Genomic DNA, 13218 nt, shown 5'->3' with positions numbered 1-13218 from the left:
GGGTCGCCCTCCCCCCCCCCCCCAGACCCCCCGTGCCCCCCACCCCCCCCCGGGGTACGCGGGGAGGCGTCCCAGAACATCAGCCGCCGTCGTGGAAATCAAGCGGCTTTGAAGCCCCTGAGGCGCAGCGAGTTCCCCACCACGAACACCGACGAGAACGCCATCGCCGCTCCCGCGATCATCGGGTTGAGCAGGCCCGCAGCCGCCAGCGGCAGCGCGCCCACGTTGTAGGCGAAGGCCCAGAACAGGTTCGTACGGATCGTGCCGAGCGTGCGCCGCGAGAGCCGGATCGCGTCCGCCGCCGCGCGCAGGTCGCCCCGTACGAGCGTGAGGTCGCCGGCCTCGATGGCGGCGTCCGTGCCCGTGCCCATCGCGAGGCCGAGGTCGGCCTGGGCGAGCGCGGCCGCGTCGTTGACCCCGTCGCCGACCATGGCGACCGAACGGCCCTCGGCCTGCAGCTTCTTGACCACGTCCACCTTGTCCTGCGGCAGGACCTCGGCGATCACGTCCTCGGGCGCGATCCCCACCTCGGCGGCGACGGCGGCCGCGACCGCCTTGTTGTCACCGGTCAGGAGGACCGGCGTCAGACCCAGGTCCCGCAGCCGCCGGATCGCCTCGGCGCTGGTGTCCTTGACCGCGTCCGCGACCTCCAGAACCCCGCGCGCCTCGCCGTCCCAGGCCACCGCGATCGCCGTACGGCCCGCGGCCTCGGCGGCCGCGAGGGCCCGCTCGAGCTCCACCGGCAGGTGGATCTCCCACTCCCCGAGCAGCTGGGTGCGGCCCACCAGGACCGCGTGCCCCTCGACGATGCCCTGCACGCCGAGCCCGGGAACGTTCGCGAAGTCCTCCGGTACGGGCAGCGGTCCGGTGTCCTTGACCGCGCCCGCCGCGACGGCCTGCGCGATGGGGTGCTCGGACGCGTTCTCCAACGCACCGGCCAGACGCAGCAGTTCGGTCTCCTTGACGCCCCGCGCGGTGTGCGTGGCGAGCAGCGTCATACGGCCGGTCGTCACCGTCCCCGTCTTGTCCAGGACGATCGTGTCCACGCGACGGGTGGACTCCAGGACCTCGGGGCCCTTGATGAGGATGCCGAGCTGGGCGCCACGGCCCGTACCGACCATCAGCGCGGTCGGTGTCGCCAGGCCCAGGGCGCACGGGCAGGCGATGATCAGGACCGCGACCGCGGCGGTGAAGGCGGCGGACCAGCCGGCGCCGTTGCCCAGCCAGAAGGCCAGGGTGGCGAGCGCGAGTCCGATCACGACCGGCACGAACACCGCGGAGATACGGTCGGCCAGGCGCTGCGCCGCGGCCTTGCCGTTCTGCGCGTCCTCCACCAGGCGTGCCATCCGGGCGAGTTGGGTGTCCGAGCCGACCCGGGTGGCCTCGACGACCAGGCGGCCGCCCGCGTTCAGGGTCGCGCCGGTCACCGTGTCACCGACGCCGACCTCCACCGGCACGGACTCGCCGGTCAGCATCGAGGCGTCCACGGCGGAGGAGCCCTCGACCACGGTGCCGTCCGTGGCGATCTTCTCGCCGGGGCGCACCAGGAAACGGTCCCCGGACGTCAACTCCGCGATGGGGACCCGGACTTCCCTGCCCCCGTCCCGCAGCACCGTGACGTCCTTGGCCCCGAGCTCGAGGAGGGCCTTCAGGGCGGCGCCCGCCTTGCGCTTGGAACGGGCCTCGAAGTAGCGCCCGGCCAGGATGAACGCGGTGACGCCCGCCGCCGCCTCCAGATAGATGTTCCCCGCGCCGTCGCTGCGCGCGATGGTCAGCTCGAACGGGTGCGTCATGCCCGGCACCCCGGCCGTCCCGAAGAACAGCGCCCACAGCGACCACGCGAACGCCGCCGACGTACCGACCGAGATCAGTGTGTCCATCGTCGCCGCGCCATGGCGGGCGTTCGTCCACGCCGCCTTGTGGAAGGGCCAGGCGGCATACGTCACCACGGGGGCGGCGAGCGTCAGCGACAGCCACTGCCAGTACTCGAACTGCAAGGCGGGGATCATCGCCATCGCGATCACCGGTACGGAGAGCAGGACCGCGGTCGTCAGCCGCTGCCGCAGCGGCAGGAGCTCATCGGCCTCGGGTGCCGCCTGTGCCGGGGTGTCGCGCGGCGGCTCGGGCTTCTGGGCCGTGTAGCCGGTGGCCTCGACGGTGGCGATCAGATCGTCGACGGACACGTCCTCGCGGAAACTGACCTTGGCCTTCTCGGTCGCGTAGTTGACCGTGGCCTCGACCCCGTCCATCCGGTTGAGCTTCTTCTCGATGCGCGCGGCGCAGGAGGCGCAGGTCATTCCGCCGATGGCCAGCTCGACCTGTGCGGGGCGGGTGTCCGTCCCGGTATCGATTTCCGTGGTCATGGCTGCGATCTCCCTCGCCTCGTCGTCAAGCATCCGCGTCGAGTACCCCTGGGGGGTATCTCGGTCTGCGTTCTCAGGTATACCCCCCACCCCTATTCGACGCAAGCTCTCCTCCCGCTTGACTTTATACCCAGGGGGGGTATGTATTGGAGTCATCGAGCCCGGACGGGCCTGGCCTCCAGAAGCCCCAAGAAGGAGCACGCCATGAACACAGCACTCCGGATCACCGCCTTCGCCACGGCGCTCGCCGCGACCTTCGGCACCGCGTACGCGGTGGGGAACGGGATCGACCCGGTGATCGACAAGAAGGACAGCGGGGCCTCGGCGCACGCGAAGGAGGGCGCGGGGCACGCCGGCGACAAGGACGTGCCGGCCGCCGAAGCCGCCTCGTACCGCATCGGCCTCGAGACCCCGCGGCTCACCGCCGACCGGAAGGGCGAGCTGCGGTTCGCCATCGAGGACGAGAAGGGGCGCCCGCTCACCTCGTACGTACGTGAGCACGGCAAGGAGCTGCACCTGATCGTCGCCTCGCGCGACCTCACGGTCTACCGCCATTTGCACCCGACACGGGACGCGACCGGCACCTGGTCCACACCCGTCGAGCTGCCCGAGGCCGGCAGCTACCGGATCTTCGCGGACTTCAAGGCGAAGGGCGCCGCCGAGGGCAGCGTCCAGTCGGCCGAGGTCGCCGTGGCCGGACCGTACAAGCCGAAGGAACTGCCCAAGGCGAGCGCGGTCGCGAAGGTCGACGGCTACGAGGTGAAGCTCAGCGGGAAGCTCACGCCGAACAAGGCGAGCGACCTGGTCCTCAGCGTGAGCAAGGACGGGCGCCCGGTGAAGAACCTCCAGCCCTACCTCGGCTCGTACGGTCACCTGGTCGCGCTGCGCGCCGACGACCTCGAGTACCTGCACGTGCACCCGAACAAGGGCGAGCCCGGCCCGGACATCTCCTTCACCGCGGAGACCACCGGCAAGGGCGCCTACCGGCTCTTCCTCGACTTCCGGCACGAGGGCAAGGTGCGTACGGCGGCCTTCACGGTGTACACGGACGGGGCGGCCGCCGCCGAGCCCGAGGGGGAAGGCGACGGTCACGGGCACTGACCGACTCCCCGTTGGCAGGGGTCGCCCGGAGGGCGTCCTCGAGGGGTGGTGGCCGGGTGACGGGTGGGCGATCACCGCGTACTCTGAGATTGGACTAGACCAGAGAAGTCTCAGTGAAGTCGCGATCGACGGTGATCCGTGAGGAGTGGGCCCATGACGAACCGTGCAGTCCTTGAGGTGATCGCCCTCGGGCCCGAGGACGCGGTCGCCGCACAGGAAGGCGGCGCGGACCGGCTCGAAATGGTCACCGACATGGCGGCCGACGGGCTCACTCCGAGCGTGTCCACCTATCTGGAGATCCGCTCGTCCGTGGACATCGCGCTGCGCGTGATGCTGCGGGCGAGCGACGGCTTCGCGGCCGGTGACGTCGATGCGCTGGTGCGTTCGGCGCGGGAGCTGCGCGAGGCGGGCGCCACCGAGTTCGTGCTCGGCTTCCTGGACGAGACCGGCGCGCCGGACATGGCGGCGGTCGAGGCCCTCGTCGCCGCTCTGGACGGCGCCCGGTGGACCTTCCACCGGGCGATCGACCGCGCGGCCGACCGCGACGCGCTGCGCAAGCAGCTCGCGGACCTGCCCGGCCTGGACACCTACCTCACGGCGGGCTCGGCGCTCGGGGTCGACGACGGCCTGCCGACGCTGGTGACGGAGGCTTCACGCTCCGGTGAGCCCGGCTACGAGCCCCAAATCCTGGTCGGCGGCGGCCTCGCCCTGCACCACGTACCGCGTCTGAAGGCGGCCGGCATCGACGCCTTCCACATCGGCTCGGCCTCCCGGCCGCACGGCTGGGACGCACCGGTGTCGGCGGCCGCGGTCGCCGAGTGGCGGGCGGCGGTGGACGCGTAGCGGGACGCGGAGGAGCGCAGGGAGGGCGGTCGTGTCCGATCTGGACTTCTACGCGGACGTCGCCACCCGCGGCGATGTCCTCGGGGTCGGCCGGGGATCCTCGCCCGAGATGTGGGAGGCCGCGCTGGGGCCGGACTTCCTCGACGATCCCGGCAGGGGAATGCTGCGGAGGGACTACGGGCTGGTCGAGCTCTCCTTCTCGAGCGTCGAGGGGGTCATGTCCTGCTTCGGGATCGGCGTGCAGGTGCACCGGATGCTGCACGGCCTCCGTGCGCCGACCGCCGTCGTGCGCGCCTACGGCGAGTTCGCGCCCCGTGTCCCCTTCGGCGAGCTGCGGACGAGGATCCGCTCACTGGGCTGTGAGGTCGAACCCGAGGACGTGACCGGGGACGTACACCGCTATCGCGTACCCGAGTCGGGTGCCCGCATCTTCGTGGTCGAGGACCCCGACCCCTACGGCCACGCCGAGGGCGACCACGATGCCGACGCCCCGGCGCTTCACCGGGTGGGAGACGTCTGGGCGGTGTACCCGATCTGGTAGGCCGGGCCGGACGGCACCAGGGGCGCGCGGCCCCCGGGACGGGCTGTTCTCGGCACAGCGCCCCCGCACACGCCCTGCCGATGCGGCACACTGGACGTTTGGCCTCAGGGAAAGGGCGCTTACGTGAACTCAGGGCCGCTCATCGTGCAGAGCGACAAGACGCTGCTCCTCGAGGTCGACCACGAGCAGGCCGACGCCTGCCGTCGGGTCATCGCTCCGTTCGCCGAGCTCGAGCGGGCGCCCGAGCACATCCACACGTACCGCGTGACACCGCTCGGGCTGTGGAACGCGCGGGCCGCCGGGCACGACGCCGAGCAGGTCGTGGACGCGCTCGTGCAGTACAGCCGCTACCCCGTACCGCACGCCCTGCTCGTCGACATCGCCGAGACCATGGACCGCTACGGCCGGCTCACGCTCTCCAAGCACCCCACGCACGGCCTGGTCCTGACGACCACCGACCGCCCCGTACTCGAGGAGATCCTGCGCTCCAAGCGCATCCAGCCGCTGGTCGGCGCCCGGATCGACGCGGACACCGTCGCCGTGCACCCCTCCGAGCGCGGCCAGATCAAGCAGACGCTGCTCAAACTGGGCTGGCCCGCCGAGGACCTCGCCGGTTACGTGGACGGCGAGGCGCACGCCATCGAGCTCGACGAGTCGGGCTGGGCGCTGCGCCCGTACCAGAAGCAGGCCGTCGAGAACTTCTGGCACGGCGGCAGCGGAGTCGTCGTGCTGCCCTGCGGCGCGGGCAAGACGCTGGTCGGCGCCGGTGCGATGGCGCAGGCCAAGGCCACCACGCTGATCCTCGTCACGAACACCGTCTCCGCCCGCCAGTGGAAGCACGAGCTGATCAAGCGGACCTCCCTGACCGAGGAGGAGATCGGCGAGTACAGCGGGACGAAGAAGGAGATCCGGCCCGTCACGATCGCCACGTACCAGGTGCTCACGACGAAGCGGAAGGGCATCTACCCGCATCTGGAGCTCTTCGACTCCCGCGACTGGGGCCTGATCCTCTACGACGAGGTGCATCTGCTGCCCGCGCCCGTCTTCAAGTTCACCGCCGACCTCCAGGCGCGCCGCCGTCTCGGTCTGACCGCCACGCTCGTACGCGAGGACGGCCGCGAGTCCGACGTCTTCAGCCTCATCGGGCCCAAGCGCTTCGACGCCCCGTGGAAGGAGATCGAGGCGCAGGGCTACATCGCGCCCGCCGACTGTGTGGAGGTACGGGTCAATCTCACCGACTCCGAGCGGCTCGCGTACGCGACCGCCGAGACGGAGGAGAAGTACCGCTTCTGCGCCACGACCGCCACGAAGCGGAAGGTGACGGAGGCGATCGTCCGGAAGTTCGCCGGACAGCAGATCCTCGTCATCGGCCAGTACATCGACCAACTCGACGAGCTGGGCGAGCACTTGGACGCGCCCGTCATCAAGGGCGAGACATCCAACGCGCAGCGCGAGAAGCTCTTCGGTGCCTTCAGGGAAGGCGAGATCAGTGTCCTCGTCGTCTCCAAGGTCGCGAACTTCTCGATCGACCTGCCGGAGGCGACGGTCGCGATCCAGGTGTCCGGCACGTTCGGGTCGCGCCAGGAGGAAGCCCAGCGGCTCGGCCGGGTCCTGCGGCCCAAGTCGGACGGGCACCAGGCGCACTTCTACTCGGTCGTCGCCCGCGACACCATCGACCAGGACTTCGCCGCCCACCGCCAGCGCTTCCTGGCCGAGCAGGGGTACGCCTACCGGATCGTGGACGCGGACGATCTGCTCAAGGACGCGTGAGCCCTTCGCTGGGTACGCAACGGTCAGGCGGCTGCCCGCAGTTCGCGCCGGTAGCCGCCCGGCGCCTTTCCGTACGCGCGCTTGAAGGCCTTGGCGAACGCGTACTCCGAGCCGTATCCGGTGCGCGCGGCCACGGCCGCCAGCGGCGCCTCGGACTCCCGCAGGAGCCGGGCCGCCGTGGACATCCGCCAGCGGGTCAGATACGCCATCGGCGGCTCGCCCACCAGCTCCGTGAAGCGCTTCGCGAAGGCCGCACGGGACAGGCCCGCCCGCGCCGCCAGCTCCTGCACGGTCCACGAGCGGGCCGGGTCGCCGTGCAGTGCGGTGAGCGCCGGTGCCACGGCCTGGTCGGCGAGGGCGGCGGCCCAGCCCCGGGCGCTCCGGTCGGGCTGCCGTTCGTGCCAGGCGCGCAGGATGTACAGGAGCAGCGAGTCGATCAGCGCGGGCACGATCCCGGCCGACCCCATCCGCGGCCGGTCCAGCTCGGAGCGCAACAGCCCGATCGCGGCGGTCAGTTCGGGGGAGTGGGTGCCGGACGCCGGCAGGTGAACGATGCGCGGGAGCCGGCTCACCAGCGGATGGGGGCGGGCCTGGTCGAGGTGGTAGTAGCCGCAGATCAGATCCGCGCGCTCGCCACCGTCCTCGCCGACCCGCACTGTCCCGAGCGGCGCCCCCGGGGCGAACTCCGCGTCGTGCGGCACCTGCGGCGGTGTGTCCGGGTGGTCGCCGAGGATGGCTCCGCAGCCGTCCCGCAGGAACACCACATCGCCTTCCCGCAGATGCACGGGCTCTCCCTCGTACCCCTGGAGGGGAGTCAGCCAGCAGGCCCCCGAGAGCACCACATGGAAACCGGAGCCGGAGACGGGCGGCAGGCTCATGGCCCACGGGGCGCTGCCGCTGGTGCGGACGGACACCGGCTGGCCGGTGCGCATGGAGGCCAGGGCCTCGCTGAGGATGTCCATGTGTCCGCCCCTTCCGTCTCTCGCGCCTCTCGCGCCTCTCGCACCTCTCGCGCCGCTCCCGCAGCTTAAGCGGCCACCTGGAGCACCACCTTGCCGCGGGTGTGCCCCGAGCCGACCAGCTCGTGGGCCTTCGCGGCTTCCTCCAGCGGCAGCGTCTGCGAAACGTGCGGACGGATCCGGCCCTCGTCGATCAGGGCGGCGATCGCTTCGAGCGAGGCGTAGTCGGGCTCGACGGAGACCCCGGCGAACTGCCGTCCCGCGGCCTCGACGCGTGCCGCGAGGTCCTTGTTCCAGTGCTCCATGATGCTCACGAGGGTGCCGCCGGGCCTGAGGACCTTCAGCGCGTTCACGCCCTCGGAGCTGGAGTCGAAGACGACGTCGAGGTCGTCTGCGGCCTCGGTGTAGTCGGTGGTGCGGTGGTCGATGACCTCGTCGGCGCCCAACTCCCGTACGAACGCGTGGTTCGCGGCACCGGCCAGGGCCGTCACATGGGCGCCGCGGGCCTTGGCGATCTGCACGGCGAAGTGGCCGACACCACCGGCGGCGCGGTGCACCAGGACCCGCTGCCCCGGGCGGATCCGGGCCGCGTCGACCAGGCCGTGCCAGGCGGTGAGGGCCGCCAGGGGAACGGCGGCGGCCTCGATATGGGTCAAGGCGGCGGGCTTGCGGGCGACTTGGCGGGACGGCATGGCGACGTAGTCGGCGTATGCGGTGGCGGCCCGCGGGAAGAACGGCATCCCGAACACCTCGTCCCCCGGCTTGAACCGGGCCCCGGGGCCGGCCTCCTCGACCACACCCGAGATGTCCCAGCCGACGCCGAACGGCGGCTGGCCGAGCAGGGGCAGGGCGCCGGCCCGGACCGCCACATCGACCGGGTTCACCCCGGCGGCGTGCACCCGCACGAGCACCTCGCCGCCGAGCGGGGCCGGCTTGTCCGTCTCGGTCACCTGGAGTACCTCGGGCCCGCCGAAGGACTGCTGCAGCACTGCACGCATGGTGAACTCCCTTGAATCAGTCACGGGTTGACGCTCCCCGCGAGTGCGGTGCGCCTTCGTTGCCGTAACTCTAGGAAGATCCGACGAGCGTCTGAATATCCCCAAGCCTCGGAAAGATGTCCCAGCGTCTTGAGGGTCGGCCGTACGAGGGCCGCGCGGCTGACTAAGCGTCGCCGTCCAGGAGGATCAGCAGGGGCGCGAGCAGCAGCAGTGCGTACTGGGCGCGGACGACCCGGGCGCGCACCTTGGGCGTGACGCTCTCGCCCGGCATGACCAGGGCGAAGACGCCGACGAAGAAGGCCGGCCAGAGCAGGGCGAAACCGGCGTCGACCAGCGGGCCGGCGCTGCCCCGGCCCTGGTACGCGTCGAACACCGCGAGCATCGCGCACAGGAACCACACGGGCGCGACGAGTGCCATGCCGACGCCCGCCAGGACGCGCAGAGTCGTGGGCTTGACCGGCGTGGTGGCGGCGGTCGTGGTGGCGGTCGTGGTGACGGTGGTGCTCGTCGGGGTCGCTCCGTCGCTCGTCATGGCTCTATCCAAGCGGGACGGAGGCCTTCGGGGATCCGGTGCGCTGCTCAATGAGCGGTGAGTACGGGTACTCAGGGCGGCGCAGGCGCAGGGCCGCCCACGCCAGCAGCGCCGGCGCGAGCAGGGCGTACGGGGAGGCCAGAGGCTGCTGCCACCACGGGAGGTGAAGGTCGAGGTCGCCCTGGTGGGGCAGCACCCAGAAGCTGCGGGCCGTGAAGACGGCGGCCACGGCCAGGGCGATCCGCGGGCGCCCCTCGGCGAGCAGCAGCGCGAGCAGCGGGACGCACCACACCCAGTGATGGGACCAGCTGATGGGGGAGACGAGCAGCGCGGTGTACGCGGTGATCAGCAGCGCCCAGGCGGGACTTCGGGGATGGACCCGGGCGGCGAGCCACAGGCCGCAGGCCGCGGTGAGCATCGCGGGCACCAGCCACAGGAGTCCCGGTGCGGGGTCGCCGAGCGCACGGGCGATCAGGCCCTGGAGCGACTGGTTGTCGACGATCCAGGCCTTGCCGACGCGGTCGGTCTCGAAGAGGCGGCGGGTCCAGAAGTCGACGCTCGCGGAGGGCAGGACCAGCGCGCCGAGCAGCACCGTGCCTGTGAAGGACGCCAAGGCGGTGGCGGCGGCGCGCAGTTGGCGGGTGAGCAGGAGATGGACGATGAAGACGGCCGGGGTGATCTTCACGCCGGCCGCGACACCGAGCGCGAAGCCCTTGCCGAGCGCGGTCGCCGGGCGGTTCAGATCCCACAGGATCAGGCAGATCAGGGCCAGGTTGATCTGGCCGAACAGCAGGGTCTGGAAGACCGGTTCGAGCCAGAGGCCCACCGCCACGGCCAGGTACAGGAGCGGGCGGGTCAGGGGGAGCCGGGCGAAGCGTGCCGAGAGCTGGATCAGCAGGGCGAGCAGCAGGGCGTTGCCCGCCACGAAGGCGAACTTGAGGGCCGGCAGCGGCAGCCAGGTCGTCGGGACGAAGAGGATCGCGGCGAACGGCGGATACGTCGCGGGCAGGGCCCACTCGGTGACGGTGAAGCCGTACAGATCGGTGCCGTGCATCACGGCGGCGCCCTCGGCGCGGTACACGAGCGTGTCGGCCATCGGGATGCGCCGGGCCACGCAGAGTGCGGCAAGCGCCAGTACGGAGACCGTGAGCAGAAGGCCCGAGCTGGTCACGGTCGGCGAGCGGAAGGTCACAGTCCGGCGGATCACGCGCGTGACCTTAGCGCAGAGTCACCCTCCGTACGGCGATGACTACTTGCCGTGTGAAGGGATTGCTCGCGGCGGCGTACGGGGCGGTCACGTGCGGCGGCGGGTGTGTGGGGCAGTCACTTGTGGCGGCGGGTGTGGGCGATCACCTGCGGTGGCGGACGACGCCCGTGTCCTGCGCGTACTCGCCGAGGATCGCCACGTCTATCGCCGCGCGGGTGAAGACCTTGACGGCCCGCAGGGCGTTGCCGAGGTGGTGGGTGTGCCGGACGCCGGTCGCGGTGGCTCCGCTCGGCGTTCCGGGGCGGACGGGGGCTGGGTGGAAGGTTGCGCTGCTCATGTACTCAAGGATGGACGAGGGCCCTTATATCGGACATCGACCTGGGGGCTGAACCCGACCCTCATCCCCATAGGGGACGGTCTCCGCCTTTGGGTAGAGACGGGGGCTTGAGGGGCCGGGAAATGGGCGGTGTGGAGGGCGCGGGGAATGGTCGACGGGAAAGCGCCCGGAAAATGAGTTGGCCCCGCCCCGACCCCGTGATCTAAGCTTCTCCGTCTGCCCGGACCCCGCCCAGCGCACCACCGTGGGTCCCGCTTCCCGCCTCCGTAGCACCAGCGGAGTGCCGCCTCCCGGCCGGAAACCGGGGGTCCACCCTGTGACGTACGCCCTGGTTGGAGGCCCTGCTGTGCCCGTGCACGACGATCCCTTGGCCCGTGAACGCACCCATCTCGCCGCATCCCGCGCCGCCCTGCGCGCGATGCGCGAGGACGCCGAGGGGCTCGACATCCGCGATGTCACCGCGAACTGGGTCAACGCGGCTGTCCTCCAGCACCAGATCGACGAGCGCATCAAGGCGCTCGCCGACCTCGCGCACACCCCGCTGTTCTTCGGCCGGCTCACCTATCTGCACACCGTGGGCGCCGAGGAGGCGGAGGGCGCGGCCGGCGATCAGTTCTACATCGGGCGCCGGCACGTGCACGACGCCGACGGCGACCCGATGGTGATCGACTGGCGTGCGCCCGTCTCGCAGCCCTTCTACCAGGCCTCCAAGCAGAAGCCGATGGACGTCGCGCTGCGCCGCCGCTTCGGCTACACGGCCGGCGAGATCACCGCGTACGAGGACGAACGCCTCTCCGACCCCGCCGAGCTGGAGCAGACGAGCAAGCTGCTGCAGCAGGAGATCGAGCGACCGCGCGTCGGTCCGATGCGCGACATCGTGGCGACGATCCAGCCCGAGCAGGACGAGATCGTCCGCAGCGGCCTCGGCGGGACGGTCTGTGTCCAGGGCGGCCCGGGCACGGGCAAGACGGCCGTCGGTCTGCACCGGGTCGCGTACCTCCTCTACGCGCACCGCGAGCGGCTCGCCCGCACCGGCACCCTCGTCATCGGGCCGAACAAGTCCTTCCTGCACTACATCGAGCAAGTGCTGCCCGCGCTCGGCGAGTTGGAGGTGCAGCAGGCGACCGTGGACGATCTGGTCGCGCATGTCGAGGTGCGGGGGGCCGACGCGGCGGAGACGGCCCTGGTCAAGGGGGACGCGCGGATGGCCGAGGTGCTGCGCCGCGCGGTCCGCTCGCACGTCACGCTGCCGACCGAGGCGCTGATGGTCGTACGCGGGTCCAGGCGCTGGCGCATCCCGTCGTACGAACTGGAGGAGATCGTCCAGGAGTTGCTGGACCGCGACATCCGCTACGGCGCCGCACGCGAGGCCCTTCCGCAGCGGATCGCGCACGCCGTGCTCGTACGGATGGAGCAGGCCGGCGAGGCGCCGGACGACCGGGTGCAGGACGCGGTCGCGCGCAATGCGGCCGTGAAGGCCGCCGTCAAGGAGATCTGGCCGCCCGTCGACCCCGCGAAGCTGGTGCTGCGGCTGCTGTCCGACGCGGACTTCCTCGCGGCGCATGCCGAGGGTGTGCTCGGCGACGAGGAGCAGAAGGCCATTCTGTGGGCGAAGCCCGCGCGCTCGGCGAAGAGTGCCAAGTGGTCGGACGCGGACGCGGTGTTGATCGACGAGGTGGCGGATCTGGTCACGCGTACGCACTCCCTCGGCCATGTCGTCCTCGACGAGGCGCAGGACCTGTCCCCGATGCAGTACCGGGCGGTGGGGCGGCGCTGCACCACGGGGTCGGCGACCGTGCTCGGTGACCTGGCGCAGGGTACGACGCCCTGGGCCACGCGGAGTTGGGACGAGGCGCTGATGCATCTCGGCAAGCGGGAGGCCGTGATCGAGGAGCTCACGGCCGGCTTCCGTGTGCCGCGCGAGGTGATCGCGTACGCCTCGCGTCTGCTGCCGTCGATCGCGCCCGGGCTTGCGGAGGTCTCGTCGGTGCGTGAGTCGCCCGGGTCCCTGTCCGTGCGTCCCGTAGGTGAATCGTCCTCGTCCTCGTCCTCGTCCTCGTCCTCGTCCGAGGCCGATGTGGTGGCGGCGTGCGTGGAGTCCCTGCGGCACGAGGGCTCGACCGGACTGATCGCGGCGGACGCGCGGATTCCCGTCCTGGCGGCGGCACTTGAGGAGGCGGGCCTCGGCTACCTGGGCCCCGGCGAGGAGACCACCCCCGACACCCGCCTGACCCTGGTCCCTGCCTCGCTGGCCAAGGGTCTGGAGTACGACTACGTGGTGCTCGACGAACCCTCGGCCGTCGTCGACGCCGAACCGGACGAACGCACCGGCCTGCGCCGCCTGTACGTGGCGCTGACCCGTGCGGTGTCGGGGTTGATCGTGGTGCACGGGGCGCCGCTGCCCGAGCAACTCGGTCCCGCCACCCGCTGAGGTAGCCTCCAGCCTCTGCTTTCAGCCCCTCCGGCGTTTGAGGAGATCCGAACGAAGTTCGGATGCGGGGTGCGGGGCGGGGGCCCGGGTTCGGGAAGGGGGGGGGGGGGGGGGAGAGCCCGCCGCCGGCGCCACG

General features: G+C 71.4%; 11 protein-coding genes. 5 read left to right on the top strand and 6 right to left on the bottom strand.

What is annotated here, in order from left to right; translation table 11 throughout:
- Positions 1–98: 98 nt before the first annotated feature.
- Positions 99–2363, bottom strand: coding sequence for a cation-translocating P-type ATPase (locus JAO81_RS33535; protein WP_199551747.1), 2265 nt, complete (start codon positions 2361–2363; stop codon positions 99–101).
- Positions 2364–2567: 204 nt separating this feature from the next.
- On the opposite strand from JAO81_RS33535, the gene JAO81_RS33530 reads away from it, so the two are divergent.
- The 4 genes from JAO81_RS33530 to JAO81_RS33515 all read left to right on the top strand — a co-directional run bounded on the left by JAO81_RS33530 (position 2568) and on the right by JAO81_RS33515 (position 6618).
- A complete protein-coding gene (locus JAO81_RS33530; protein ID WP_199551746.1) occupies positions 2568–3464 on the top strand; it encodes a hypothetical protein in 897 nt (298 codons plus the stop codon).
- A 153-nt stretch (positions 3465–3617) separates the two neighbouring features.
- Positions 3618–4307 carry a copper homeostasis protein CutC gene (locus JAO81_RS33525; RefSeq protein ID WP_199551745.1) on the top strand — a complete coding sequence of 230 codons (690 nt, stop codon included), beginning with the start codon at positions 3618–3620 and terminating at the stop codon, positions 4305–4307.
- A gap of 31 nt (positions 4308–4338) precedes the next feature.
- A complete protein-coding gene (locus JAO81_RS33520) occupies positions 4339–4848 on the top strand; it encodes a hypothetical protein (RefSeq protein WP_199551744.1) in 510 nt (169 codons plus the stop codon).
- Positions 4849–4971: 123 nt separating this feature from the next.
- The gene (locus JAO81_RS33515) at positions 4972–6618 is read left to right on the top strand and encodes a DNA repair helicase XPB (protein ID WP_199551743.1); all 1647 of its coding nucleotides are present in this window, start codon (positions 4972–4974) and stop codon (positions 6616–6618) included.
- A 23-nt stretch (positions 6619–6641) separates the two neighbouring features.
- On the opposite strand, the gene JAO81_RS33510 is transcribed toward JAO81_RS33515, so the two are convergent.
- The 5 genes from JAO81_RS33510 to JAO81_RS33490 all read right to left on the bottom strand — a co-directional run bounded on the left by JAO81_RS33510 (position 6642) and on the right by JAO81_RS33490 (position 10651).
- Positions 6642–7580, bottom strand: coding sequence for an AraC family transcriptional regulator (locus tag JAO81_RS33510; RefSeq protein WP_199551742.1), 939 nt, complete (start codon positions 7578–7580; stop codon positions 6642–6644).
- A 65-nt stretch (positions 7581–7645) separates the two neighbouring features.
- Positions 7646–8575, bottom strand: a complete 930-nt coding sequence (locus JAO81_RS33505; RefSeq protein ID WP_199551741.1) for an NADP-dependent oxidoreductase — start codon at positions 8573–8575, stop codon at positions 7646–7648.
- 163 nt (positions 8576–8738) lie between these two features.
- The gene (locus JAO81_RS33500) at positions 8739–9107 is read right to left on the bottom strand and encodes a hypothetical protein (protein ID WP_199551740.1); all 369 of its coding nucleotides are present in this window, start codon (positions 9105–9107) and stop codon (positions 8739–8741) included.
- Between the two features lie 4 nt (positions 9108–9111).
- Entirely contained in the window at positions 9112–10260 is a 1149-nt protein-coding gene (locus JAO81_RS33495) for a glycosyltransferase 87 family protein (RefSeq protein ID WP_374194386.1), read from the bottom strand.
- 196 nt (positions 10261–10456) lie between these two features.
- On the bottom strand, positions 10457–10651 hold the full coding sequence (locus JAO81_RS33490; protein WP_199551739.1) for a hypothetical protein: 195 nt from the start codon (positions 10649–10651) through the stop codon (positions 10457–10459).
- 328 nt (positions 10652–10979) lie between these two features.
- Between JAO81_RS33490 and JAO81_RS33485 the strand changes: the two genes are divergently transcribed.
- Positions 10980–13082 (top strand): UvrD-helicase domain-containing protein, encoded by a 2103-nt coding sequence (locus JAO81_RS33485; protein ID WP_233416294.1) that lies wholly within the window; start codon positions 10980–10982, stop codon positions 13080–13082.
- The last annotated feature ends 136 nt before the right edge of the window (positions 13083–13218 follow it).

Source organism: Streptomyces sp. N35 (assembly GCF_016464295.1).
Classification (GTDB): domain Bacteria; phylum Actinomycetota; class Actinomycetes; order Streptomycetales; family Streptomycetaceae; genus Streptomyces.
This window is presented reverse-complemented; position numbering and strand designations above follow the sequence as displayed.